Raw genomic sequence first — 25025 nt, 5'->3', positions numbered from 1 at the left:
GAAAACCGGGCTCCACAGAGGCAACTTTTACGGTCAAACGGGCGTTTGATTGCCTTGGACTCCCGGAACTGAGGTGCTATCCCAGCCCCGACCTTCCAGCGGCCGAAAGGCTCCTTCCCCGCGCGGGCGTGCACGCCAAGCGCCTCATTTCAGACGGATTTCAGACATGACGCAGGTCGACCACACCCGTATGGCCAACGCCATCCGCGGCCTTTCGATGGACGCCGTCGAGAAGGCGAAATCGGGCCATCCCGGCCTGCCGATGGGCGCCGCCGACATCGCCACGGTGCTGTTCACGCAGTTCCTGAAATTCGACGCTGCCGCGCCCGCCTGGCCGGACCGCGACCGCTTCGTGCTGTCGGCCGGCCACGGCTCGATGCTGCTCTATTCGCTGCTGTATCTCACCGGCAATGCCGAGATGACGCTGGACCAGATCAAGCAGTTCCGCCAGGTCGATTCGCTGACCCCCGGCCATCCCGAGAACTTCCGCACCAAGGGCATCGAGACCACGACCGGTCCGCTCGGCCAGGGCATCTCGACCGCGGTCGGCATGGCGCTCGCCGAGAAGATGCTCGCCGCCGAATTCGGCAAGAAGATCGTCGACCACCACACCTATGTGCTCGCCTCCGACGGCGACCTGATGGAAGGCGTCTCGCAGGAAGCGATTGCGATGGCCGGGCACTGGAAGCTCAACAAGCTGATCGTGCTCTATGACGACAACGGCATCTCGATCGACGGCCCGACCTCGCTCGCCGATTCCGTCGACCAGGTGAAGCGCTTCAAGTCCGCCGGCTGGGCCGCCGAGAAGATCGACGGCCAGGACCAGGCCGCAATCGCCGCTGCGATCACACGCGCGCAAAAATCCAACAAGCCGACGCTGATCGCCTGCCGCACCACCATCGGCTTCGGCGCGCCGAACAAGGCCGGCACCTCGAAGGTGCACGGCGAGGCGTTAGGGGCCGACGAGCTCAAGGCCGCCAAGGAAAATCTCGGCATCTCGCTCGAGCCGTTCACGGTCGCCGATGATGTGCTGAAGGCGTGGCGTGCAGCCGGCAGCCGCGGCGCCGCGGCACGTCAGGAATGGGAAGCGCGGCTCGGCGAGCTCGGCAGCCGCAAGCGCGCCGAGTTCGAGCGCCGCCTGCGCCACGAGCGTCCGGCCTCGCTGGCGAAGGCGCTGCGCGCGCACAAGAAGGAGCTGCTGGAGAAGCCGCTCGTTGCCGCCACGCGCAAATCGTCGGAAGCGGCGATCGAGGCGATCGCTGCCGCAATGCCCATGGAATTTTTGGCGGGCTCGGCCGACCTCACCGGCTCCAACAACAACAAGGCGAAGTCGGCGACCGCCTTCTCGGCGAAGACGCCGAAGGGCCGCTTCATCCATTACGGCATCCGCGAGCACGGCATGGCCGCCGCGATGAACGGCATCTTCCTGCATGGCGGCTTCGCACCGAACGGCGCGACCTTCCTCGTCTTCACCGACTACGCACGGCCTGCGATGCGCCTTGCCGCGCTGATGGGCGCCGGCGTCGTCTACGTGATGACCCACGATTCCATCGGCCTCGGCGAGGACGGCCCGACCCATCAGCCGGTCGAGCATCTCGCCGCACTTCGCGCCATGCCCAACATGCGCGTGTTCCGCCCCTGCGATTCCATCGAGGTCGCCGAGTGCTGGGAACTGGCGCTGAACCGCGTCGACGGTCCGACCGTGCTGGCGCTGACGCGGCAGAACCTGCCGCAGCTCCGCACCACCGCACCGAACGACAGTCCCTGCGCCGCCGGCGCCTATGAACTGGTTCCGGCGCAGGGCGAAGCCAAGGTATCGCTGTTCGCGTCGGGCTCCGAGGTCGAGATCGCGGTTGCCGCGCAGAAGCAGCTCGCCGAGCGCGGCATCGCGTCACGGGTGGTGTCGGTGCCCTCGCTCGAGCTTTTGTTAGCGCAACCAGAAGCCAAGCGCGCCGCCATCATTGGCAATGCGCCGGTGAAGGTCGCAATCGAGGCCGCGGTGCGCTGGGGCTGGGATGCCGTGATCGGCCAGGATGGCGAATTCATCGGCATGCATTCGTTCGGCGAAAGCGGTCCGGCGAAGGAGCTTTACAAGCATTTCGGCATCACCGCCGAGGCTGCGGTTAACGCTGTGCTGAAGCGCGTTAGCTGAGAGTTGAGCTTGCCAAAAAAAAGGACTACGTAACGTCTCATATGATCAAGCCCCCGCCCGGCCGAACCGGGCGTCCGCCCTAAAAAACCCACGCAGGCGCGCGAAGCGCGTTGTGCGGGACGACAACGGTCATTGAAGGAGACGAAACATGGCAGTCCGCGTCGGAATCAACGGTTTTGGCCGCATCGGCCGCAACGTGCTGCGGGCCATCGCCGAGTCAGGCCGCAAGGACATCGAGGTCGTCGGCATCAACGATCTCGGCCCGGTCGAGACGAACGCCCATCTGCTGCGTTTCGACAGCGTCCATGGCCGCTTCCCCGGCACCGTCACCGTCGACGGTGACTCGATCAGCCTCGGCGCCAACAAGATCAAGGTGACCGCCGAGCGCGATCCCTCGAAGCTGCCCTGGAAGGATCTCGGCGTCGACATCGCGCTCGAGTGCACCGGCATCTTCACCTCGAAGGACAAGGCCTCCGCGCATCTGACCGCCGGCGCCAAGCGCGTGCTGGTCTCCGCGCCCGCCGACGGCGCCGACGCCACCATCGTCTACGGCGTCAATCACGACACGCTGACCAAGGATCATCTGGTCGTCTCCAACGGAAGCTGCACCACCAACTGCCTCGCGCCGGTCGCCAAGGTGCTGAACGATCTCGTCGGCATCGAGACCGGCTTCATGACCACGATCCACGCCTACACCGGCGACCAGCCGACGCTGGATACGCTGCACAAGGATCTCTACCGCGGCCGCGCGGCTGCGATGTCGATGATCCCGACCTCGACCGGCGCCGCCAAGGCGATCGGCCTCGTGCTGCCCGAGCTGAAGGGCAAGCTCGACGGCGTCGCGATCCGCGTGCCGACCCCGAACGTCTCGGTGGTCGACCTCAAGATTGTCGCCAAGCGCGCGACCGATGCCAAGGAAATCAACGCGGCGATGAAGCGCGCCTCTGAGCAGCAGCTCAAGGGCATCCTCGGCTACACCAGCGCGCCGAACGTCTCGATCGACTTCAACCACGACCCGCACTCCTCGACCTTCCACGAGGACCAGACCAAGGTGCAGAACGGCACGCTGGTGCGCGTGATGTCCTGGTACGACAACGAGTGGGGCTTCTCGAACCGCATGGCGGACACCGCCGTCGCGTTGGCGAAGGTGATCTAAGCCAAGGTCTTCGTGTCCCGGACGCGGCGTAGCGCGCTTGCGCTGCTCCGCAGAGCCGGGACCCATCTTAACCGCGGGACTCGCCGCAACGTGGGTCCCGGTTCTGCACAGCGGCACTGCGCGCCGCTATGCGCCCGGGACAAGGGCCTCCGATGACCAACAAATTCCGCACCCTCGACGACGTTGACGTGAAGGGCAAGCGCGTGCTGCTGCGCGTCGATCTCAACGTGCCCATGGACAACGGGCGCGTCACCGACGCAACCCGGCTCGAGCGCGTCGCGCCGACCATCACCGAAATCTCGGACAAGGGCGGCAAGGTCATCCTGCTCGCGCATTTCGGCCGGCCCAAGGGCCGCGATGCCAAGGACTCGCTGAAGCCCGTTGCTGAAGCGCTATCGAAGGTCGTGAAGAAGCCCGTCGCCTTCGCCGACGACTGCATCGGCGAGCCTGCGGCCACGGCCGTCGCTAGCCTGAACGACGGCGACATTCTCTGCCTCGAGAACACCCGCTTCCACAAGGAAGAGGAAAAGAACGATCCCGCCTTCGTCGCGGAGCTCGCAAAGCTCGGCGACATCTGGGTCAGCGACGCGTTCTCGGCGGCGCACCGCGCGCACGCCTCGACCGAAGGCCTCGGCCACAAGCTGCCGGCCTATGCCGGCCGCACCATGCAGGCCGAGCTCGACGCGCTGGAGAAGGCGCTGGGCTCGCCGACCAAGCCGGTCATCGCCATCATCGGCGGCGCAAAGGTCTCGACCAAGATCGACCTGCTCGAAAATCTCGTGACCAAGGTCGATGCGCTGGTGATCGGCGGCGGCATGGCCAACACCTTCCTGCACGCCCAGGGCGTCGCGGTCGGCAAGTCGCTGGCCGAGAAGGACCTCGCGCCGACGGCGCTGCGCATCATGGAGAAGGCGGAAGCCGCCAACTGCGCGATCATCCTGCCGGTGGATGCCACCGTCGCCTATCATTTCGCGGCGAACGCGCCCTCGCATGCCTATGGCCTCGATGCGATCCCCGCCGACGGCATGATCCTCGACGTCGGCCCGCAATCGGTCGTGCGCGTCCAGGCCGCGATCGACGATGCGGCAACCCTGGTCTGGAACGGCCCGCTGGGAGCCTTCGAGCTGCAGCCGTTCGACCGCGGCACCATGGCGGCCGCCAAGCACGCTGCCGGACGCACCAAGGCCAAGAAGCTGATCTCGATCGCGGGCGGCGGCGACACCGTTGCGGCCCTCAACCAGGCCCATGTGGCCGGTGACTTCACCTATGTCTCGACCGCCGGTGGCGCATTTCTTGAATGGATGGAAGGCAAGCCCCTGCCCGGCGTCGAAGTCCTGCGCATCAAGTAATTCGTCGGCAAGAAAGAAGCGGCCCATAGGCCCAAACGGAGAAAAAGACACATGGCTCGGATCACGTTACGTCAATTGCTCGACCATGCGGCGGAGAACGATTACGGCGTACCGGCCTTCAACATCAACAACATGGAGCAGGCGCTGGCGATCATGGACGCGGCCAACCAGGTCGACGCCCCCGTCATCATCCAGGCCTCGCGCGGCGCGCGCTCCTACGCCAACGACATCATGCTCAAGCACATGATGGACGCGGTCACCGAGATCTATCCGCACATCCCGGTCTGCGTGCATCTCGACCACGGCAACGAGGCCGCGACCTGCATGACCGCGATCCAGGCCGGCTTCACCTCCGTCATGATGGACGGCTCGCTCAAGGCCGACGGCAAGACGCCGGGCGACTGGGGCTACAATGTCGGCGTCACCAAGACCGTGACCGACATGGCCCATCTCGGCGGCATCTCGGTGGAAGGCGAGCTCGGCGTGCTCGGCTCGCTCGAGACCGGCATGGGCGACAAGGAAGACGGCCACGGCGCCGAGGGCAAGCTCAGCCACGACCAGCTCCTGACCAATCCGGACGAGGCCGTGAAGTTCGTGCAGGAGACCAAGGTCGACGCGCTCGCGATCGCGATGGGCACCTCGCATGGCGCCTACAAGTTCACCCGCAAGCCCGACGGCGACATCCTCGCCATGAACGTGATCGAGGAGATCCACCGCAAGCTGCCGAACACGCATCTCGTCATGCACGGCTCCTCCTCGGTGCCGCAGGACCTGCAGGACATCATCAACGCCTATGGCGGCAAGATGAAGCCGACCTGGGGCGTGCCGGTGGCCGAGATCCAGCGCGGCATCAAGCACGGCGTGCGCAAGATCAACATCGACACCGACAACCGCATGGCCATGACCGGCCAGATCCGCAAGGTGCTGAAGGACAATCCGGAAGAGTTCGATCCGCGCAAGTACCTGAAACCGGCGATGGAGGCGATGACCAAGCTGTGCAAGCAGCGCCTGCAGGAGTTCAACACCGCGGGCCAGGCCTCCAAGATCAAGAAGGTGCTGACCACCGCCGAGATGGCCAAGCGCTACGCCAAGGGCGAGCTCGACCCGAAGGTCGCGTAAGGCCCTCGGAGCACTCCACTCCCGTCATTCCGGGACACGCGAAGCGTGGGCCCGGAATCCATAACCCCAGGCTGTGGTTATGGATTCCGGGCCTGCGCCTTTCGGCGCATCCCGGAATGACCGAGAACGGCTTTACCCTGCGACGAACGTTAACTCGGCAATTGCCCGAGAACGGTCTATTTTCACAGGCAAGGGCAGAATCGTTTTGGGAGGACCTCTCGATGAATCTGACTGAGCTCAACAGGATCGCGACCGCCATGGTTGCCCCCGGCAAGGGTATCCTTGCCGCCGACGAATCCTCCGGCACCATCAAGAAGCGTTTTGACGCGATCGGCGTGGAATCGACCGAAGCCAATCGCCGCGACTACCGCGAAATGCTGTTCCGCTCCAACGAAGCCATGAGCCAGTATATTTCCGGCGTGATCCTCTATGACGAGACGATCTGGCAGGATGCCAAGGACGGCACGCCCCTCATCAAGCTGATCGAGCAGAGCGGCGCCATTCCCGGCATCAAGGTCGACGAGGGTACGCAGGCCCTGCCGATGTGCCCGGGTGAGCTCGTCACCGTCGGGCTCGACAAGCTCGCCGAGCGGCTGAAGAAATATTACGAGCGCGGCGCGCGCTTCGCCAAATGGCGCGCGGTGATCGACATCGGCAGCGGCATCCCCTCGATGACGGGGATCAGCGTCAACGCCCATGCGCTGGCGCGCTATGCCGCGCTGTGCCAGACCGCGCAGATCGTGCCGATCGTCGAGCCGGAGGTGCTGATGGACGGCGACCACGACATCGAGCGCTGCTATGACGTCACCCAGCGCGTGCTCAACAAGACGTTCCAGGAATTGCGCGTGCAGCGCGTCGCGCTCGAAGGCATGGTGCTGAAACCGAACATGGCGATCTCAGGCAAGAAGTCACCGAAGCAGGCTGGCGTGGAAGAGGTCGCGGAGAAAACCGTGCGCCTCCTCAAGGCCTGTGTACCCGCAGCCGTGCCGGGCATCGCTTTCCTCTCCGGCGGCCAGTCGGACGAGGAGGCAACCGCGCATCTCAACGCCATGCACAAGCTCGGTCCGCTGCCCTGGGGCCTGACCTTCTCCTACGGCCGCGCGCTGCAGGCCGCGCCGCAGAAGGCCTGGTCCGGCAAGGCCGAGAACGTCGCGGCCGGACAACGCGCCTTCAGCCATCGCGCCCGCATGAACGGCCTCGCCTCCAAGGGCGAATGGCAAAGTAGCCTGGAAAAGAAGGCAGCCTAGATCTTGTCGAACAAACCGCCCCCGCCGCGCCCGGCGCCGCGTCTCTATCTCGCGACGCCTGTCGTCGATGATCCCGCTGCGCTCGTCGCCGAATTGCCGGGCCTGCTCGCGGCCGCCGATGTCGCAGCCGTGCTGCTGCGACTGAAGGAGACCGACCAGCGCACCATGATCACGCGCATCAAGGCGCTGGCGCCGCCGGTGCAGAAAGCGGGCGCGGCGCTCCTCGTCGACGGCCATCCTGAGCTGGTCGCACGGGGCGGCGCCGACGGCGCACACCTGCCCGGCATCGCCGCGCTGAAGGAGGCGCTGCCATCGCTCAAGCCCGATCGCATCGCCGGGGTCGGCGGGCTGACGACGCGGCACCATTCCATGGATGCGGGCGAGATCGGTGCCGACTATTTGCTGTTCGGCGAGCCCGACGCGAAGGGCCAGCGGCCGTCGGCGCAAGCGATTGCCGAGCGGCTGGACTGGTGGGCCGAGCTGTTCGAGCCGCCCTGCGTCGGCTTTGCGACGTCGCTGGAAGAGGCCTACGACTTCGCGGCCAGCGGCGCCGATTTCGTGTTGGTCGGTGAGTTCATCTGGGCCGATCCGCGCGGACCAAAGGCTGCGCTCATCGAGGTCGATGCTGCGATCAAGAAGGCCCATGCGGCCGCGTCTGGCGGCCAAGATACTGCCGGCCAGGAGCACGGCTAGCGCCCGACATGAAGCTCCCGCGCATCACCATTCTGGCCACGCTGCTGCTCACGGCGCCGGCGGCCGCACAGCTCCAGATCACGCCGCCGGCCACGACGCCGAGCCCTGCGGCCGAGAAGCAGAAGCCTAAGGCGCCTCCGGCCGCCAAGAAGAAGGAGGCCGCGCCGGCGCCAAAGCCTTCGGCCTCGCCCAAGCCCGCCGCCTCCCCAAGCCGGCCCTGCCCGCGACCGTGATCCCGGCGCCGCCGACCGACACGCCCGGTGTCGACCTGGTGTTCGGCGCCTATCAGCGCGGCCAGTACAAGACGGCGTTCGAGCTCGCCACCGCCCGCGCTGCAACCGGCGATCCCAAGGCGATGACCATGCTGGGCGAGCTCTATTCCAACGCCATGGGCATCCGGCGCGACTACGCCAAGGCGCTGGAATGGTACAAGCGGGCCTCCGATGCCGGCGACCGCGAGGCGATGTTCGCGCTCGCCATGCTGCGTATCTCCGGCCGCGGCGGCCCGGTTGACAAGGGTGAGGCGGTCAAGCTGATGGCGTCCGCCGCCAAGCTCGGCGAGCCCAAGGCGGCCTATAATCTCGCGCTGCTTTATCTCGACGGCCAGACCCTGCCGCAGGACGTCAGGCGTTCGGCCGAGCTGTTGCGCCAGGCTGCGGACGCCGGCCTGCCCGAGGCGCAATACGCGCTCGCGACCTTCTACAAGGAGGGCACCGGGGTGCCGAAGGACCCGGAACGCGCCGTGCGCCTGCTGCAGGCCGCCTCGCTGGCCGACAATGTCGATGCCGAGGTCGAATACGCCATCGCCATGTTCAACGGCACCGGGACCCTGAAGAACCAGCCGGCGGCCGTCGCGTTGCTCCGCAAGGCCTCCCGCCAGGGCAGTGCGATTGCACAGAATCGTCTGGCCTGGGTGCTGATCAACGGCATGGGCGCGTCCGCGGACAAGATCGAGGGTTTCAAATGGCACCTGGTGGCCAAGACCGCCGGCAAGGGCGATCCGGAGCTCGACAAGCAATTGTCCGATCTGCCGGCCGAGGAACGCTCCAAGGCCGAGGCCGCCGCCAAAAAATGGCTCGGGACCAAATGACTTGACCTTGCGGCTCCCGCAGGGCACCCAATCCCTCAACAGGCGCGATTTCGCGCCAATTCCCCCCGATCAAGACCTAGAGCTCATGCTGTACTCCGCCACTATCAACGTCATGGTCAAGGCCGCGCGCCGCGCCGGCCGCAGCCTCAAGCGCGATCTCGGCGAGATCGAGCATCTCCAGGTCTCGCTGAAGGGGCCGGCCAATTTCGTCTCGCTCGCCGACAAGCGTGCCGAGGAGATCCTGTACCAGGACCTCGCCAAGGCCCGGCCCGGCTACGGCTTCATCGGCGAGGAAGGCGGCATGCGCGAGGGCACCGACAAGAGCCACACCTGGATCGTCGATCCGCTCGACGGCACCACCAACTTCCTGCACGGCATCCCGCAATTCGCGATCTCGATCGGCCTCGCGCGCGAGGGCACGGTGATCGCGGGCGTGATCTACAATCCCGCCAATGACGAGCTCTACATCTCAGAGCGCGGCAAGGGCGCCTTCCTCAACGACCAGCGCCTGCGCGTCGCCGGCCGCCGCCAGCTCAATGAATGCGTGGTGGCCTGCGGCCTGCCCCATATCGGCCGCGGCGATCACGAGGAATTCCGCCGCGAGATGACCGCGATCCAGGACCGCGTCGCGGGCCTGCGCCGCTTCGGCGCCGCCTCGCTCGACCTCGCCTTCGTCGCCGCCGGCCGCCTCGACGGCTATTGGGAGCGCAATCTGCAATCCTGGGACATCGCCGCCGGCATGCTGATGGTGCGCGAAGCCGGTGGCACCGTGAGCGACATCGCAACGCCGGGCGACCCGCTGGTTACGGGACACGTCGTGTGCGGGAACGAGTTCGTGCACGGGGAGCTGGTGAGGATTTTGCGGAAGCCTGCGACTTAACCTCTCCCCGCTCTTCCGCGGGGAGAAGTCGGATTGCATCTGGCGATGCGAAGCATCGTCCAGTGCAATCCGGGTGAGGGGCAAGGCAGGACGTCAGCCAAGCCGATAGTCGATCCGGCACACATGGCCGTGGCGCGGGTCGGGCGCTCAGAGCGCAGCATGAAAAGCGAGTTCGCGGGAGCAGCCCCTCACCCCACCCTCTCCCCTAAGAACGGGGCGAGGGAGTGAGACAGCGTGCGCCCCTTACCGGTCTGTTGCCTTACGGCTTGACCGACAACGGCGCGGCCCGCAACGACTAAGAGTCGTCTTCGTCGGATTCCTCGTCGCGATACTCACCGCCGAGGGTCAAGCCCTCGATCGTCGTGGCGCCTTTCTGCTTGATCACCCGGCGAAGCGGGACCGAGCTCTCGCTTCGCAATGCCTCCATCAGTTGGTCCGAATGGGTGACAATCCAGATGTCGGCACGGCGTGATGCCTTGGCGACCAGCCGCGCCAATGGCGCCAGCAGCGACGGATGCAGGCTGCTCTCCGGTTCGTTCAGCGCGATGAAGGGCGGCAGCCGATAGCCCATGAATACCGCGAGCAGGCAGATGTATTTCAGCGTCCCATCGGACAATTCGTGAGCCTTGAATGGCCGCGGCATATCCGCCAGCTGCAAATCAAATTCACATAAGCCATTGTCTGCCCATGCGCGGAGCTCGGCGCCCGGGAATGCATCCTGGATCGCGTCCTGCAGGTCGGTGGCATCCTCCCGAATGGAATAGAGGGTCGCAAGGGCGGCAGCCAAATCGCTTCCATCGGCACTGAGCGAGGGCGTCGTGATCGCCAGACAGGGCTTTCGTATCGGCGACGCCGGATCGGTGCGAAAGTCATGATAAAATCGCCAGCCCAGCATCGCGTTTCTGATCAGTTCGATCTCAGGGCATTCCTTGCCATCGGAGAAACCCGCAAGCGCCGTCTCTGACGGCAGCACCGCATCCTTGTGGCTGTTCCAGGCACCGCTCTCGCCGCGGACGCTGACGAGCGAATTTTTCCGCTCCATGAGTCGAACCGTTCGTCTGCCTTGCGTCGCCTCGATGCTTTCGGCCTTGATCATCGGCTCGCCGGAAAATGCCGCCTCAACCGGGCCGGGAAATCCGAGCTCAATGGAATATCTGAGACGATCGAATCTGGCCGACAAACGCAGTCGACCATCTTCGCCTCGCCTGCGAAGGCCGGACCAGCAGACGGAATTCAATCCGCCCTCCTCGGCGATCGTGCGCGTGATTCGACCTGCCGCCGCGTCGCGCAACAGCGACAAGGATTTGTAGAGATTGGATTTGCCGACACCATTTTCACCCACGAACACGGACAAGGGGTGAATGGGTATCGAGAGCTGGCGAATGGAGCGATAATTGGAGATCGCAACGTCGGTCGGACGCATCACATGCTCTCAATCGGCGGGTTCGCACCGCAGTGCGAATGCATGTCCATTCAATCCAGAGCTGCAGTCTGGATTGACGACCCCGAGAAAGCAAGCCGACCGATCCGGCGCTCAGTGGCCGGCTCTTGCCGGCGCCGGTGGCCCGTAGGCCTCGCCGTCCCGCGCCGCCTTCGGCTCCCGATCTCCCGCCAGCACGCGCTGCACGGAGACGAAGAACACCGGCACCATCAGCAGCGCCAGGATCACCACGGCGATCATGCCGCCCATCACGACGCTGCCGAGCGCCTGCTGGCTGGCGCCGCCGGCGCCATGGGCGATGGCCATCGGCAGCACGCCGCAGATGAAGGCAAGGCCCGTCATCAGGATCGGGCGGAAGCGCAGGCGGCAGGCTTCGATGGTGGCTTCGACCAGCGGCTTGCCCTCTTTGCGCAGATCCTTGGCGAATTCGATGATGAGGATCGCGTCCTTGGCGGCAAGGCCGATGATGGTGATGAGGCCGACGGTGAAATAGACGTCGTTCGGCAGGCCGCGCAGCATCGCCGCGGCCACGGCGCCGACGATGCCGAGCGGCACGGTGAGCAGCACCGCGAGCGGGATGGTCCAGCTCTCGTAGAGCGCGGCGAGACACAGGAACACCACGAACACCGAGAGCGCGAGCAGGAACGGCGCCTGCGAGCCCGACAGCTTCTCCTGCAGCGACTGGCCGGTCCATTCATAACCGAAGCCGCGCGGCAGCTTGCCTGCGAGCCGCTCCATCTCGGCGATGGCATCGCCCGAGGTGAAGCCGGACCTGGCTTCGCCGGAGATGCGCACCGCCGGATAATAGTTGAAGCCGGCGATCTGCGTCGGGCCGCGCGCCCATTCCACCGTGGCGAAGGAGGAGAACGGCACGAGCTGGCCGCGGCTGTTCTTGACGTTGTAGTTGAGGATGTCCTCGGTCCGCATGCGGTCGCGGCTATCTGCCTGCACCACGACGCGCTGCATGCGCCCGCGGTTCGGGAAGTCGTTGATGTAGTTCGAGCCGAGATTGGTCGAGATCGTGTTGTTGATGTCCTCGAAGGTGACGCCGAAGGCGCCGGCCTTTTCGCGGTCGATCACGAGGTTGACGACGCCCGCCTCCGGCAGGCCTTCGATGTAGACCTTCTGCAGCACCGGGCTCGCATTGGCTTCCGCGATCAGCTGGTCGGCGGCGCGCATCAGGGCCGCATAGCCCTTCTGGCCGCGATCCTGCAGGCGGAACGAGAAGCCCGAGGAGTTGCCGAGATTGTCGATCGGCGGCGGCTGCAGCGCCGAGATTTTTGCGTCGCGGATCGACGCCCCGAGATCGCGGTTGATGTCGTTGACGATGGCAGCGGCGGAGTCCTTCGGCCCGCGCTCCGACCAGTCCTTCAAGGTGATGAAGGCCTGCGCGGTGTTCATGCCCTGGCCGGAGAAGCTGAAGCCGGTGAGGAAGGTAACGTTGTCGACGCCGGGCCGCTGCGCGAGATATTTCTCGACCTTCTCGATCACGGCCTCGGTGCGGGCATAGGACGAATCCGAGGGCGTCTGCACGTCGGTGGTGACGAAGCCCTGGTCGTCGATCGGCAGGAAGCCGCCCGGCAGATTGACGAAGGCCCAGGACAGACCGACCAGCAGCGCGACATAGACCAGCATCAGCCGGCCGGTGCGCTTGAGCGAGAAGCCGACCGTGCGGGAATAGCCCTCTTTGCCGCCCTCGAGCATGCGGTTGAACCAGCCGAACACGCCCCGCTTCGCGTGGCCGTGGCCGGCGGTGACCGGCTTGAGCAGCGTCGCACACAGCGCCGGCGTCAGCGACAGCGCCAGGAACGCGGAGAAGCCGATCGCGGCCACCATGGTGACCGAGAACTGGCGGTAGATGATGCCGACCGAGCCCGGGAAGAACGCCATCGGCACGAACACCGCCATCAGCACCAGGGTGATGCCGATGATGGCGCCCGAGATCTGCGACATCGCCTTGCGCGTCGCCTCCTTCGGCGGCAGGCCTTCCTCGCTCATGATGCGCTCGACATTCTCGACCACGACGATGGCGTCGTCGACGAGGATGCCGACCGCGAGCACCATGCCGAACATCGAGAGCATGTTGATGGAGTAGCCTGCAAGCAGCAGCGTGGTGCAGGCCCCTAACAGCGCCACCGGCACCACGATGGTCGGAATGATGGTGTAGCGGATGTTCTGCAGGAACAGGAACATCACCACGAACACCAGCACCACTGCTTCGACCAGCGTCATCAGCACCTTCTTGATCGAGGCCTCGACCACGGGCGTGATGTTGTAGGGAATCTCGTAGGAGATGTTGGCCGGGAAGAAGCGCGACAGCTCCTTCATTTTCGCTTCGACCGCACTCGCCGTCGCCAGCGCGTTGCCGGTCGGCGACATCAGCACGGAGAGACCGGCGGTCGGTTTGCCGTCGAGACGCGTGTTGAACTGGTAGCTGAGGCCGCCGACCTCGACGCGCGCGACGTCGCGCAGGCGCACGGTCGAACCGTCGGCATTGGCGCGCAGGATGATGGCGCCGAATTCATCGGGCGAGGAGAGCTGGCCCTTGACCAGCACCAGCGCCGAGGTGCGCTGGCTCGAGGTCGACGGCTCGGCGCCGATGCTGCCGGAGGCGACCTGGGCGTTCTGCGCGGCGATCGCCTTGTTGACGTCGTCGGCGGTCAGCCCGTAGCCGACCAGTTTTGCCGGATCGACCCACACACGAAGACTGCGTTCGGTCGAATACAGCGTGGCGCGGCCGACGCCGGGAATGCGCCGGATTTCGCCGAGCACGTTGCGGATCATGAAGTCGCCGAGGCCGACCTCATCCAGGCTGCCGTCGGTCGAGTTCAGCGTGATGATCTGGAGCACTGCGCTCGAGGCTTCCTCGATCAGGATGCCCTGCTGGATCACCGCGCGCGGCAGGCGCGCCTCGACGCGCTTGATGCGGTTCTGCACCTCGACCGAGGCGGCGCTGGTATCGGTGCCCGGCTGGAAGTTGGCGATGATCTCGACCTGGCCGAGCGAGTCGCTGGTCGATTCGAAATTGAGGATGCCGGAGGCGCCGTTGAGCTCCTCCTCGATCAGGCGCGTGACGCTGTTGTAGAGGTTTTCCGGCGAGGCACCGGGATAGCTGGTCGAGATCGAGATCGAGGGCGGCGCGATGATCGGATATTGCGCGATCGGCAGCAGCGGCACCGAGATCGCGCCGATCAGACAGATGAACAGCGCGACCACCCAGGCGAAGATCGGCCTGTCGATGAAGAAACTGGCCATGGCGCGTTACCGCGTGAGCTTCTGGGCGTGCCGGTTGTCCGCGGTCGCATCCGCCTCGGACCAGGATTGCGGCTTGACCCTGTCACCGGCCGCGAACTTCTGGAAGCCCTCGACCACGACCTTGTCACCGGCCTTCAGGCCTTCGGTGACGAACCAGAGTCCGTCCTGCACCGAGCCCGTGCGCACCGGCTGCACCGCGATGTGGTTGTCGTCCTTGACGACGAACACCTCGCTGCCGCCGCCGCCATTGCGCTGGATCGCCTGCTGCGGCACCGCGATGGCGTCGCTGTCGAGACCCTGGTCGATGCGGACGCGGACATACATGCCCGGCAGCAGCTCGCGCTTGGGGTTGCGGAATTCGCCGCGCAGCGTCACCTGGCCGGTATGGGCGTCGACCTTGGCATCGGAGAACAGCAGCTTGCCGTCGAGCGAATAGAGCGTGTTGTCGTCGAGCACGAGGCGCACCTTGGCGGCATCCGCCGCAATGCGCTCGAGATCGCCGCTCTCGAAGGCGCGGCGGAGCTGGTTGAGCTCGGTCACCGACTGGGTGAAGTCGGCATAGATCGGATCGAGCTGCTGGATGGTGGCAAGATTGGTCTCGTTCTGCACCGCGAGCGCGCCCTCGCTGACGAGGGCCGCGCCGACGACGCCGTCGATCGGCGCGCGCACGGTGGCGTAGTCGAGGTTGAGCTTGGCGCGGGCGAGCTCGGCCTTGCGTCCCTCGACCTCGGCATGGGCCTGGCGTTCGGCTGCGATCGCCTTCTCGTTCTCGGCTTCCGGCGCCGCGCGATCCCTGGTGAGGGTGGCGATGCGGTGCGCCTGCTGCTTGGCCTGCATCAGCGCAGCCTCGGACTTGGCGACCGCCGCCTCATTGGCCATCACCTCGACCTCGAACGGACGCGGATCGATGCGGTAGAGCGGATCGCCGGCCTTGACCTCGCTGCCCTGGCGGAACAGACGCTCGACCACGATGCCGGAGACGCGCGGCCGCACGTCGGAGACGCGCGTCGGCGCGATGCGGCCCGGCAGCTCGCGCACCACGGCGCGCGGTTGCGGCTTGACGACGACGATGCTGACGTCAGGATCGGTGGGCGGAGCGGCAGAGACGGCCGAACTCGATTCATCGCAACCCGCGAGCAGCGGCGCCAGGGCCGCGAGCATCATTGCAACGCATGCCGATCGCGCGCGAAGTCCTGACATGAAGTGAAGTGCCCCGAAATTGTTGAATCTGATCACGCACGCCTGCCCGTTCTGGGCGATTTGCGCGCAGCTGATGTCGTCAAGATAGAATGGACCTGCTGCGACGCAACGGATGCTGCGGGCGGCTCAATGTCACACGACCTATCGTGCTGACTTTTTGAGGCTTTTCGGGTCTCACCGGATTGTGAGTCGGGTTCCATCAGCGGCTGCTGCGACAGAAGATCGCAATCACTCGGCCGCCTTCATCCGGTAGCGGCTGACGCCCCATTCGGTTCCGTCGGCATAGCCGAACAGGCCCGATGTCACCAGGAACAGCCAGCGCCAGCGGCGCATCCAAAGACCGGTGTCATCGCCATAGACCTTGCGCAAGGCCGCCTCGATCGTCTCGCGATGCGCGTCGAAATTGGCGAGCCAGTCGTTGGCGGTGCGCTGATAATGCGTGCCGCTCCAGCACCATTCCTTCTCGACGGTGAAGATGTCATCGAACTGCCCGACGAGGTGATGGCTCGGCATCAGCCCGCCGGTGAAGACGTGCTGGGCGATCCAGTCCTCGCGATCGGCCGGGTCGAACAGATGGGAGCCGGTGCGATGCGTGGCGATGTGCATGAAGCAGCGCCCCTCGGGCGCAAGCCATGAGCGCAGGCGCGGCATCAGCTTGCGCCAGTTCATCATGTGCTCGAAGGTCTCGACCGCGACGATGCGATCGAACTGGCCATCGGGCGCGAACACGTTCATGTCCGCACTGACCGCGCGGAGGTTGGACAGCCCGCGCAGCCGCGCCCCCTCCTCGATCAGGGCGCGTTGCGCCCGCGAGTTCGACACGGCCGTCACCGTGGCGTGCGGAAATTGCCGCGCCATCCACAGCGAGAGCGAGCCCCAGCCGCAGCCGAGCTCGAGGATGGCCTGGCCGTCGGCAAGACCGGCATGCTCCACGGTCTGGCGCAGCGCCTCCTCCTCCGCCTCCTGCAGGGTGGTCGCGTCCGTTTTGTAGAAGCAGCACGAATATTTACGGTTGGGGCCGAGCACCTCTGCGAAGTAGGACGCAGGCACCTCCTCATGCCCAGCATCCGCGTCCCCGGCGATGGGCCGCAGCAGCATCCGCCCGGCGATGGCGGCATCGCCGGCCGCATCGTGCGCGGTGAGACGGGTTGCGGTGCGGGAGCAGAGGCGCTGGATCGCAGCCCGGATCATGACATCGGGCAGCGGCACGCGTTCTGCTGTCCCGATGATCGCGGAAACGACGCTCATGCGACCACTCCCTTGGTCAGGTCTCGTCGGGCGGCGGAGGGAAGAACGGGCAGGTGCCGGCAACGGCCGGGGCAGCCACAGGGCACCGGCGGCCTGCGGGATGCCGAAGTCTTGCAAATGTCACGCTATCAAAGCGCGATTTCCGCTTCGGGTTCCGGCGCTGTCCACGAAATCGGCGTATCCGGCGCTTTTTTTGGGCCGGGCCTGTGCCATAGTGCGCCCCGCAATCACGTTCGTAACGGATGATACCGGCCATGCCGTCTGGCACCTCGCCCCGCTCCCCCATGGACATCGAATATACAAAACTGTCCTCGCCCAGCGTGTTCCTGGTGCGGATGCTGGTCTTCCTGGTGCTCTGCACCCTGGTCGGCGTGGTGCTCTACAAGCAGATCATCCTGGCCTTCTTCGCCAATCCCGGGCTCAACGCCCTGATCGGCGGCGTCCTGTTCATCGGCATCATCCTGGCCTTCCGCCAGGTGATCCGGCTCTACCCTGAGGTGTCCTGGGTCAACAATTTCCGCATTGCCGATCCGGGCCTTGCGCCCGCCCGGCATCCGAAACTGCTGGCGCCGATGGCGATGATCCTGGGCGGCGAGCGCACCGGGCGGATGACCATCACCCAGACCACCATGCGGCATCTGCTCGATTCGATCGCGACTCGCCTCGACGAGGCCCGCGACATCTCCCGCTACATGACCGGCCTCTTGGTCTTCCTCGGCCTGCTCGGCACCTTCTGGGGCCTGATCGAGACGGTCGGCTCGGTCGGCAAGGTGATCGACGGGCTCAAGGTCGGCGGCGATTCCGGCGCCCTGTTCGACACGCTGAAGGAGGGTCTCGCCGCCCCGCTCGGCGGCATGGGCATCTCGTTCTCCAGCTCCCTGTTCGGCCTCGCCGGCTCGCTGATCCTCGGCTTCCTCGATCTGCAATCGAGCCAGGCGCAGAACCGCTTCTACACCGACCTCGAGGACTGGCTCGCCACCACCGTGCGCGAATATGGCCGCGGCGAGGTACCCGTCGCCGCCGCCGCCGGCGGCGGGGTTGCCAGCGGCGAGCTTCAGGCAGCGGTCGAGCGCTTGCGCTCCGTGCTCGAGGAAGGCAGCGCCAGCCGCGGCACCACGGCGGCGATGGCGAGCCTTGCTGAAGCGATCCAGGCGCTGGTCTCGCACATGCGCACCGAGCAGCAGATGATCCGCGAATGGGCCGACGGCCAGGGCGAGCAGAACCGCGAGATCCGGCGCCTGCTGGAACGCCTCGCGCGCCAGCCCGAGAAGGGTTAGACGCTCGCGTGCCCCGGACGCGACGCAGCGCGAAGCGATGCGGCGCTGAGCTGGGGCCCAGAGACGAGGGATAGGTCCCGGCTCTGCGCAGCAGCGTTGCACGCTGCAGCGCGTCCGGGACACGAGAGAACGGAGACGTAAATGGCTCTAGCCCGCGGCCGCCGCAGCGAAGGCGCCTTCAACTACTGGCCCGGCTTCGTCGACGCGCTGTCGACGCTGGTCCTGTCGATCGTGTTCCTGCTGTCTGTGTTCCTCGTCGTGCAGTTCTTCCTGTCGCAGGAGGTGACCGGCAAGGACAAGGCGCTGGAGCAGCTCAACGCCAAGATCGCCCAGCTCAACGAGCTGCTGTCGTTGGAGAAGCTGGGCAAGCTCACGCTGGACGACCAGGTCTCGCAGCTGAGGGCCGGCCTCGCTTCGGCCGAGTCCGAGCGCGACCGCGTCAAGGGCCTCTATGAGGGCCTGGCGGCCGCCGGCAGCGACGCGCAAGGAAAGACCACCGAGCTCGGCAAGGCGCTGGACTCCGAGAAGGCCGTTTCAGCGCGGGCGCTGGCGCAGATCGAGGTGTTGAACCAGCAGATCAGCGCGCTGCGCCGGCAGCTGGCGGCGCTGGAGGAGGCGCTCGATGCGAGCGAGAAGCGCGACAAGGAATCGCAGAACCGGATCGCAGATCTGGGTTCTCGCTTGAATGTCGCCTTGGCGCAGCGCGTGCAGGAATTGTCGCGCTACCGCTCGGAGTTCTTCGGCCGGCTGCGCGCCATCCTCGGCAATCGCCCCGACATTCGCATCGTCGGCGACCGCTTCGTATTCCAGTCCGAAGTGTTCTTCGACACCGGCCAGGCGGTGCTGCTGCCCGAGGGCCGCGCCGAGCTCGACACCTTGGCAGCCGCGCTGATCGAGCTCGACAAGAAGATCCCGAGCGACATCCCCTGGGTGCTGCGCGTCGATGGCCACACCGACGTGCGGCCCGTCAGTGGTGCGAACTTCAAGTCGAACTGGGACCTGTCGGCGGCGCGCTCGATCTCGGTGGTGCAATACCTGATCTCGCTCGGCGTGCCCGCCCAGCGCCTCGTCGCCGCCGGCTTCGGCGAGTTCCAGCCGCTCGACACCGGCACCACGGAAGAGGCCTTCAAGCGCAACCGCCGCATCGAGCTGAAGCTGACGGAGCGGTAGTGAGCGCGCTCCACCTCCGCCCTTACCGCCCCGAGGACGAGACAGCCTCGATCGACCTCTGGCATCGCACCTGGCAAGAGGCCTATCCGCAGATCGATTTCGCCGCGCGGCTGGAATGGTGGCGCGAGCGTTGGCGCAAGGATCTGGTGCCGAAGGCCCAGGTCGTGGTCGCCGAGCAAAACGGCGTGCTGACCGGCTTCGTCACCATCGACGGCGAGGGTTATCTCGACCAGCTCGTGGTCGATCCCGCGCATTGGGGCTCGGATGCGGCACGGCTGCTGGTGGACGAGGCCAAGCGGCTGTCGCCATCAGGCGTCACGCTGCTCGTCAACAAGGACAATTCCCGCGCCATCCGCTTCTACGAGCGCAACGGCTTTGCCCACGCCGGCGACGATGTGAACCCGACCTCGGGCCGGCCGGTGCTGAAGATGGTGTGGCGGGCGTGAGGCCTGTCACGGTTGGATCCCGCGGCGCCGGTTATTCGTTGTCCCAGGCATGACAAGCCGATGGAGACGATCGATGAAGCTGAGCGAGCTGGCCAAGGGGTCCTCGGTGATGCTGGGCGTCATCGTCGCCGGATATCTGTCGACGACCTATGTCGACCAGCGCTTTGCGACATCGAGCGTCCCTGCGAAGACGAACGGCCCCGGATCATCAGCCTGCGTGGACGCGGACGGAAGCTGGAAGAACTGGCTGTGGCCGAACGTGCCGGCGCTCTCGCCGAAGTGCCGGTAAGGTGCGAAGTTCCCTCCACACGTCATTGCGAGCGCAGCGAAGCAATCCAGAGTCTTTCCGCTGAGACAGTCTGGATTGCTTCGCTTCGCTCGCAATGACGAGAGTGAGGCGACGCCTCACGCTCCCTCGAACTGCAATCTCGCCAGCCGCGCATAGAGCCCGTTCGCCGCCACGAGCTCGGCATGCGTGCCCTGCTCGACGATCTTGCCGTGGTCCATGACCAGGATGCGGTCGCAGGACAGGACGGTGGCGAGGCGATGGGCGATCACCAGCGTGGTGCGGTGGCGCATCAATTCTTCCAGCGCGGTCTGCACCAGGGTCTCGCTTTCGGCATCGAGCGCGGAGGTGGCCTCGTCGAGCAGCAGCAGCGGCGCATCGCGCAAAATGGCGCGGGCGATCGCGATGCGCTGGCGTTGGCCGCCTGACAGCGTCACGCCGCGTTCACCGAGCGGGGTGTCGAAGCCTTCCGGCAGGCGGCGGATGAATTCGGAGGCATGCGCGAGCTCGGCGGCGCGCTCGACTTCGGCATCGCTCGCATCGGGCCGGCCGAAGCGGATGTTCTCGCGGGCACTCGCGGCAAACACGTTGGATTCCTGCGGCACCAGCGCGATGCGGGAGCGGAAGTCGCGGGGATCGGCGGACTTCACCGGCACGCCGTCTAGCGAGATCGCGCCACCACGCGGATCGTAGAAGCGCAGCAGCAGATGGAAGATCGTGCTCTTGCCGGCGCCGGAGGGACCGACGATCGCGACCTTCTCGCCGGGGCGCACGGTGAACGACACGGCGTCGAGCACGTTGACGTCGGGACGCGCCGGATAGGCGAAGCTGACGCGGTCGAAGCCGACCTCGCCGCGCGGCGGCACCGGCAGCGCACGCGGAGACGCGGGCGCCTTGATGTCGGGCTGCACATGCAGGATCTCGAACAGGCGCTCGGCGGCGCCCGAGGCGGCCGAGACCTCGCCCCAGACCTCGCTGAGCTGGCCGAGGCCGGCGGCGGCGAAGGCCGCATAGAGCACGAACTGGCCGAGCCGGCCCGGCGTGATCGCGCCGGTCAGGACGTCATGCGAGCCGATCCAGAGGATCGCGACCACGCTTGCGAACACGATGAAGATGATGATGGCGGTGAGCACGGCGCGGGCCTGGGTCGAGGTGCGCGCGGCTTCATAGGCCTGCTCGACCTCACCGCCGAAACGCTTCTCGGCGAAGCCCTCGCTGGTATAGGCCTGCACGGTGCGGATCGCGCCGACCAGCTCGCCGGCATAGGCGGACGCGTCGGCGAGCGTGTCCTGCGCGTTGCGCGAGAGCCGGCGCACCCAGCGCCCGAAAGCGACCAGCGGCAGCACGATCAGGGGAATGGCGAGCAGCACGAAGCCCGACAGCTTCGGGCTGGTGATCACCATCATCGCGGCCGCGCCGAAGAACATCATCAGGTTGCGCAGCGCGATCGACACCGAGGCGCCGACGGCGGACTTGATCTGGGTGGTGTCGGCGGTGAGGCGAGAGATCAGCTCGCCGCTGCGCGCGGAATCGAAGAAGGACGGCGACAGCGACAATAGATGCGCGAACACGTCACGGCGCAGATCGGCGACGATGCGCTCGCCGATCGTCATCACGAGGTAGTAGCGCGCCGCGCTCGCCAGCGCGAGCACGGCGACGACAGCGATCATCACCGAGAAGTAGCTGTTGATCAGCTCGATGCCCTCGGGCGTCAGACCGAAATCGATCATCCGGCGCACTGCGACCGGCACCAGCAGCGTGGTCAGCGCCGCGATCGTGAGCGCGACAAAGGCGAGCGCGGCGCGCCCGCGATAGCGGCTCACATAGGGCGCGAGCGCCAGCAGCGGCCGCAGCTTCGCGCGTCCCTTGGCGGGCTGCTCGATCAGCTCGGCCTCGATCGACGGGGTGTCTGCCGGCGCGGTGTCGCGCCCGTCGCGGTACTGGTCGTCAAGCCGTTCCACAGCGCTCATGAGATCGGACCCAAGGAGACAATTCTCCCCACATAGGCCGGTGCAGGAGGAGTGGCAAATCCGGGATGTCCCTTAGGGGGCGGCCCGGTTCTCCAGTCCCCACAATGGCTTGTTTTGAGGGGGACTGTGGGGTATAGAGCCGCCCAAATCCGTCATCGATCATCACTCTAGCGATAGGCGCAGGGCGCCGAGGAATTGCCATGAAAGCCGAAATTCATCCGAATTATCATACGATTACGGTCGTGATGACCGACGGTTCCGAGTACCAGACCCGCTCGACCTGGGGCAAGGAAGGCGACAAGCTGCACCTCGACATCGACCCGAAGTCGCACCCGGCCTGGACCGGCGGCTCCCAGCAGCTGATGGACCGCGGCGGCCGCGTCTCGCGCTTCCAGAAGAAGTTTTCGGGCTTTCTCAAAAAGGATTGATCCGGCCCGCAAGGCTGGAGACGAAAAACGCCCCCGGAGGACCGGGGGCGTTTTTGTTTTTGTCCGTCATTCCAGGGCGCCCGAAGGGCGAGCCCGGAATCCATAACCACGATCGGGAGTATGGATTCCGGGCCCGCGCCAAGTGGCGCGTCCCGGAATGACGAAAGAGATTGTTGATGGACCTTACCGCTCGAACGCGGCCTTCAGCGCGTTGAGGTGCGGCACCAGCGGGTTGCCGATGGCGACGTGTTCGGCAGGCGCGGTGTGGATCGAGCTGTCGAGGCGGCGCACGCGGGTCTGCAGGCTCATCGAGCGGTGGATCAGCTCCTGGAGCTGCGAGGGCAGCTTCTCGATGGTGTCGGCCGGGCCGGGATCGGCGGCGGTGAGCTTGACCTTGGTCTTCTCGCGGTTGGCCTGCATCAGCGTCATCTCGCCTTCCTTCACCGCGCGGTGCAGCAGCAGCCAGGAGGCGAGCTGCATCAGGCGGGTGGTGAGGCGCATGCTCTCGGTCGCGTAGGTGAGGCTGACGGCGCGGTCGAGCGCCTTGGCCTCGGTGCGGCCGGCGCCATCGAGATAGGCCGCGGTCTCTTCGACGAGGTCCATGCCCTCGCGGAACAGGGCGCCGAACGCCGCAGAATTGGTGAACCGCTCGCTGAGTTGAACGAGAGCACCTTCGACTTGCAAACGTTCCATGGTTAACGCCCCTTACGCAACTGTTTACCCGCCCGGCTTGGCGCCGGATTATGATGAACAAATCATTGCGCGGGCGAAGCGCGGAGTCCAGCGACAAGCGCGGATATGGTTTCCGCGGGTCATTCCTCGGAATTCAACCTATGAGAGACGCAAAAAAAGAGCCGCCGGAGACCGGCGGCTTTGAAAGTTGATAACAGGGAGGCGTCAAACAGAGTGGACAGGAGCCACTCGGTGTCCAAACGAGGACAGTTCCAGTCATAAACCCGAAAGCTTAATCGACCGTAAACGAGCTAATTTTTTGAGAGTTCGTTAGCCATGTCGGCCGCTGGCCGAGTGCGGTGCGGAACAAAACTCGCCGTCTTCGCACCGGGCCAGGTTGGGCACGGGGCATTTGGTACTGGCTGGCGCAACGCGCTCCGCTGTCGTCCCGGCGAAGGCCGGGACCCATAACCACAGGGAGTAGTGTGACGAAGACTCGTTGTTCGGTTCTGCTGTCAGCGCCCATAGAGAGATCACGCGGTATGGGTCCCGGCCTTCGCCGGGACGACAGCGGTGATGCGGTGGCGACTACGACTTGAAAAAACTGTCCGCCGCATCGCGCGAGGCGCGCTTCTTGGTGGCGGCTTCTTCCAGCCTGGCGATCTCGGTCTTCAGGAGAGCGACGCGCTCGGTCAGTTCCTCCACTGACAAGAGTGAGAGATCCTGTCCGATTTCGTGCGTGACCTTCTTGCGCGGGCGGTCGTCGTCTTCGATCGGCATGTCGTTCCTCCTGCGTTCGCGCCTGTCACACGGCTGAGGCGGTTGCCAGCTTGGGCCGCGCTGGCTAAGCAATGGCCTCGTTCCTCCCGCACCTTTGCTCAAGGACACATCATGGACAAGCTGCCCGCGCAAATGACCGTGGTCGCCATCTCCACGCCCGGCGGACCGGAGGTGCTGGTGCCGGAACAACGCAGCGTTCCGCAGCCCGGTCCCGACGAGATCCTGGTCAAGGTGATGGCCGCCGGCGTCAACCGGCCCGACGTCGCGCAGCGCTCCGGCGCCTATCCGCCGCCGCCCGGCGCCAGCGACCTGCCCGGCCTCGAGATCGCCGGTGAAGTGGTCGCGGTCGGCAGCAACGCCAAGCGGCACAAGATCGGCGACAAGGTGATGTCGCTCGTCGCCGGCGGCGGCTATGCGCAGTACTGCATCGCCCAGGATGCCCAGGCGATGAGCGTGCCGCCGGCGCTGTCGATCAAGGAAGCCGGTGCCCTGCCGGAAACCCTGATGACGGTCTGGCACAACGTGTTCGAACGCGGCGGCCTGAAGGCCGGTGAGACGCTGCTGATCCATGGCGGCTCCTCCGGCATCGGCACCATGGCCATCCAGCTCGCCAAGGCGTTCGGCGCAAAAGTGTTCGTCACCGTGGGATCGCAGGACAAGGTCGATGCCTGCCTCAAGCTCGGTGCGGACCGCGCCATCAACTACAAGACGGAAGACTTCGTCACTGTCGTCAAGGAAGAGACGGGCAAGGCCGGCGTCAACCTGATCCTCGACATGGTCGCCGGCGACTATGTCGACCGCAACTACGATGCTGCCGCGGTCGACGGCCGCATCGTCCAGATCGCGACCCTCAACGGCCCCAAGATCACGGCCAACATCGCCAAGGTGATGGTCAAGCGCCTGACCCATACCGGCTCGACGCTGCGCCCCCGTAGTAATGCGGACAAGGCGGCGATGGTGGCCGCAATCGAGCAGAAAGTGATGCCGCTCTTGCGCGAAGGCCGTGTCAAACCGCTGATGGACAGCACTTTCCCGCTGGAAAAGGCAGCCGACGCCCACCGGCGCATGGAGACGAGCGCACATATTGGCAAAATTGTGTTGGAGGTGTAGGCCAGCGACCCACAGGGGACGCCGGAAACCCTTTGATTTTCCTCGCTTTCGTGGCA

Annotated in this window: 20 protein-coding genes and 1 pseudogene; 14 read left to right on the top strand and 7 right to left on the bottom strand. The window is 65.8% G+C overall.

The window, feature by feature from the left end:
* The first annotated feature begins 166 nt into the window (after window positions 1-166).
* The 8 genes and pseudogenes from tkt to N2603_RS08620 all read left to right on the top strand — a co-directional run bounded on the left by tkt (window position 167) and on the right by N2603_RS08620 (window position 9686).
* Entirely contained in the window at window positions 167-2152 is a 1986-nt protein-coding gene (tkt, locus tag N2603_RS08655) for a transketolase (protein ID WP_260388395.1), read from the top strand.
* A 148-nt stretch (window positions 2153-2300) separates the two neighbouring features.
* On the top strand, window positions 2301-3308 hold the full coding sequence (gap, locus tag N2603_RS08650) for a type I glyceraldehyde-3-phosphate dehydrogenase (protein ID WP_018646694.1): 1008 nt from the start codon (window positions 2301-2303) through the stop codon (window positions 3306-3308).
* A gap of 152 nt (window positions 3309-3460) precedes the next feature.
* Window positions 3461-4657, top strand: a complete 1197-nt coding sequence (locus N2603_RS08645) for a phosphoglycerate kinase (protein ID WP_018646693.1) — start codon at window positions 3461-3463, stop codon at window positions 4655-4657.
* 51 nt (window positions 4658-4708) lie between these two features.
* Window positions 4709-5776, top strand: a complete 1068-nt coding sequence (fba, locus tag N2603_RS08640; protein ID WP_018646692.1) for a class II fructose-bisphosphate aldolase — start codon at window positions 4709-4711, stop codon at window positions 5774-5776.
* Between the two features lie 221 nt (window positions 5777-5997).
* The gene (locus tag N2603_RS08635) at window positions 5998-7023 is read left to right on the top strand and encodes a class I fructose-bisphosphate aldolase (protein ID WP_260388394.1); all 1026 of its coding nucleotides are present in this window, start codon (window positions 5998-6000) and stop codon (window positions 7021-7023) included.
* Between the two features lie 3 nt (window positions 7024-7026).
* Entirely contained in the window at window positions 7027-7716 is a 690-nt protein-coding gene (locus N2603_RS08630; RefSeq protein ID WP_260388393.1) for a thiamine phosphate synthase, read from the top strand.
* Window positions 7717-7724: 8 nt separating this feature from the next.
* Window positions 7725-8806: pseudogene (locus N2603_RS08625) on the top strand (tetratricopeptide repeat protein).
* A gap of 85 nt (window positions 8807-8891) precedes the next feature.
* Window positions 8892-9686, top strand: coding sequence for an inositol monophosphatase family protein (locus N2603_RS08620; RefSeq protein ID WP_018646688.1), 795 nt, complete (start codon window positions 8892-8894; stop codon window positions 9684-9686).
* Between the two features lie 295 nt (window positions 9687-9981).
* Here the strand turns inward: N2603_RS08620 and N2603_RS08615 are convergent, their stop codons facing one another.
* From N2603_RS08615 to N2603_RS08600, 4 genes are all read right to left on the bottom strand, one after another.
* Complete coding sequence (locus N2603_RS08615) at window positions 9982-11109, bottom strand: AAA family ATPase (RefSeq protein WP_018646686.1); 1128 nt, start codon at window positions 11107-11109, stop codon at window positions 9982-9984.
* Between the two features lie 111 nt (window positions 11110-11220).
* Window positions 11221-14382, bottom strand: a complete 3162-nt coding sequence (locus N2603_RS08610) for a multidrug efflux RND transporter permease subunit (RefSeq protein ID WP_260388392.1) — start codon at window positions 14380-14382, stop codon at window positions 11221-11223.
* A 6-nt stretch (window positions 14383-14388) separates the two neighbouring features.
* Window positions 14389-15582: an efflux RND transporter periplasmic adaptor subunit gene (locus tag N2603_RS08605; protein ID WP_260388391.1), complete on the bottom strand. Its 1194-nt coding sequence runs from the start codon at window positions 15580-15582 to the stop codon at window positions 14389-14391.
* A 228-nt stretch (window positions 15583-15810) separates the two neighbouring features.
* Window positions 15811-16830, bottom strand: a complete 1020-nt coding sequence (locus tag N2603_RS08600) for an SAM-dependent methyltransferase (RefSeq protein ID WP_260388390.1) — start codon at window positions 16828-16830, stop codon at window positions 15811-15813.
* A 254-nt stretch (window positions 16831-17084) separates the two neighbouring features.
* On the opposite strand from N2603_RS08600, the gene N2603_RS08595 reads away from it, so the two are divergent.
* The 4 genes from N2603_RS08595 (at window position 17085) to N2603_RS08580 (ending at window position 20012) form a co-directional block, all read left to right on the top strand.
* Complete coding sequence (locus N2603_RS08595) at window positions 17085-18107, top strand: flagellar motor protein MotA (protein ID WP_260388389.1); 1023 nt, start codon at window positions 17085-17087, stop codon at window positions 18105-18107.
* 141 nt (window positions 18108-18248) lie between these two features.
* Window positions 18249-19277, top strand: a complete 1029-nt coding sequence (locus N2603_RS08590) for a peptidoglycan -binding protein (protein WP_260388388.1) — start codon at window positions 18249-18251, stop codon at window positions 19275-19277.
* Complete coding sequence (locus tag N2603_RS08585; RefSeq protein WP_260388387.1) at window positions 19277-19723, top strand: GNAT family N-acetyltransferase; 447 nt, start codon at window positions 19277-19279, stop codon at window positions 19721-19723. The genes N2603_RS08590 and N2603_RS08585 overlap by 1 nt, the downstream gene beginning before the upstream one ends.
* Window positions 19724-19796: 73 nt before the next feature.
* Complete coding sequence (locus N2603_RS08580; protein WP_260388386.1) at window positions 19797-20012, top strand: hypothetical protein; 216 nt, start codon at window positions 19797-19799, stop codon at window positions 20010-20012.
* A 116-nt stretch (window positions 20013-20128) separates the two neighbouring features.
* On the opposite strand, the gene N2603_RS08575 is transcribed toward N2603_RS08580, so the two are convergent.
* Window positions 20129-21979: an ABC transporter ATP-binding protein/permease gene (locus tag N2603_RS08575; RefSeq protein ID WP_260388385.1), complete on the bottom strand. Its 1851-nt coding sequence runs from the start codon at window positions 21977-21979 to the stop codon at window positions 20129-20131.
* A 200-nt stretch (window positions 21980-22179) separates the two neighbouring features.
* On the opposite strand from N2603_RS08575, the gene rpmE reads away from it, so the two are divergent.
* Window positions 22180-22407: a 50S ribosomal protein L31 gene (gene rpmE / locus N2603_RS08570; RefSeq protein WP_018646677.1), complete on the top strand. Its 228-nt coding sequence runs from the start codon at window positions 22180-22182 to the stop codon at window positions 22405-22407.
* 183 nt (window positions 22408-22590) lie between these two features.
* Here the strand turns inward: rpmE and rcdA are convergent, their stop codons facing one another.
* Window positions 22591-23100, bottom strand: a complete 510-nt coding sequence (gene rcdA / locus N2603_RS08565) for a protease adaptor protein RcdA (RefSeq protein WP_260388384.1) — start codon at window positions 23098-23100, stop codon at window positions 22591-22593.
* Between the two features lie 567 nt (window positions 23101-23667).
* The gene (locus N2603_RS08560) at window positions 23668-23859 is read right to left on the bottom strand and encodes a DUF1192 domain-containing protein (protein WP_260388383.1); all 192 of its coding nucleotides are present in this window, start codon (window positions 23857-23859) and stop codon (window positions 23668-23670) included.
* Between the two features lie 111 nt (window positions 23860-23970).
* Here N2603_RS08560 and N2603_RS08555 point away from each other — a divergent pair, with 111 nt between their 5' ends.
* Window positions 23971-24969, top strand: coding sequence for an NAD(P)H-quinone oxidoreductase (locus N2603_RS08555; protein WP_018646674.1), 999 nt, complete (start codon window positions 23971-23973; stop codon window positions 24967-24969).
* The last annotated feature ends 56 nt before the right edge of the window (window positions 24970-25025 follow it).

The organism is Bradyrhizobium huanghuaihaiense, assembly GCF_025200885.1.
GTDB classification, from domain to species: domain Bacteria; phylum Pseudomonadota; class Alphaproteobacteria; order Rhizobiales; family Xanthobacteraceae; genus Bradyrhizobium; species Bradyrhizobium huanghuaihaiense.
Note: the sequence above shows the minus strand (reverse complement) of the source record. Positions and strands in the feature narration are given on the sequence as shown.

What these genes read in the sequence shown, in the direction of transcription:
- tkt (WP_260388395.1), top strand. Translation starts at nt 167, where the DNA reads ATGACGCAGGTCGACCACACCCGTATGGCCAACGCCATCCGCGGCCTT.
- gap (WP_018646694.1), top strand. Translation starts at nt 2,301, where the DNA reads ATGGCAGTCCGCGTCGGAATCAACGGTTTTGGCCGCATCGGCCGCAAC.
- N2603_RS08645 (WP_018646693.1), top strand. Translation starts at nt 3,461, where the DNA reads ATGACCAACAAATTCCGCACCCTCGACGACGTTGACGTGAAGGGCAAG.
- fba (WP_018646692.1), top strand. Translation starts at nt 4,709, where the DNA reads ATGGCTCGGATCACGTTACGTCAATTGCTCGACCATGCGGCGGAGAAC.
- N2603_RS08635 (WP_260388394.1), top strand. Translation starts at nt 5,998, where the DNA reads ATGAATCTGACTGAGCTCAACAGGATCGCGACCGCCATGGTTGCCCCC.
- N2603_RS08620 (WP_018646688.1), top strand. Translation starts at nt 8,892, where the DNA reads ATGCTGTACTCCGCCACTATCAACGTCATGGTCAAGGCCGCGCGCCGC.
- N2603_RS08615 (WP_018646686.1), bottom strand. Translation starts at nt 11,109, where the DNA reads ATGCGTCCGACCGACGTTGCGATCTCCAATTATCGCTCCATTCGCCAG.
- N2603_RS08610 (WP_260388392.1), bottom strand. Translation starts at nt 14,382, where the DNA reads ATGGCCAGTTTCTTCATCGACAGGCCGATCTTCGCCTGGGTGGTCGCG.
- N2603_RS08605 (WP_260388391.1), bottom strand. Translation starts at nt 15,582, where the DNA reads ATGTCAGGACTTCGCGCGCGATCGGCATGCGTTGCAATGATGCTCGCG.
- N2603_RS08600 (WP_260388390.1), bottom strand. Translation starts at nt 16,830, where the DNA reads ATGAGCGTCGTTTCCGCGATCATCGGGACAGCAGAACGCGTGCCGCTG.
- N2603_RS08595 (WP_260388389.1), top strand. Translation starts at nt 17,085, where the DNA reads ATGCCGTCTGGCACCTCGCCCCGCTCCCCCATGGACATCGAATATACA.
- N2603_RS08590 (WP_260388388.1), top strand. Translation starts at nt 18,249, where the DNA reads ATGGCTCTAGCCCGCGGCCGCCGCAGCGAAGGCGCCTTCAACTACTGG.
- N2603_RS08580 (WP_260388386.1), top strand. Translation starts at nt 19,797, where the DNA reads ATGAAGCTGAGCGAGCTGGCCAAGGGGTCCTCGGTGATGCTGGGCGTC.
- N2603_RS08575 (WP_260388385.1), bottom strand. Translation starts at nt 21,979, where the DNA reads ATGAGCGCTGTGGAACGGCTTGACGACCAGTACCGCGACGGGCGCGAC.
- rpmE (WP_018646677.1), top strand. Translation starts at nt 22,180, where the DNA reads ATGAAAGCCGAAATTCATCCGAATTATCATACGATTACGGTCGTGATG.
- rcdA (WP_260388384.1), bottom strand. Translation starts at nt 23,100, where the DNA reads ATGGAACGTTTGCAAGTCGAAGGTGCTCTCGTTCAACTCAGCGAGCGG.
- N2603_RS08560 (WP_260388383.1), bottom strand. Translation starts at nt 23,859, where the DNA reads ATGCCGATCGAAGACGACGACCGCCCGCGCAAGAAGGTCACGCACGAA.
- N2603_RS08555 (WP_018646674.1), top strand. Translation starts at nt 23,971, where the DNA reads ATGGACAAGCTGCCCGCGCAAATGACCGTGGTCGCCATCTCCACGCCC.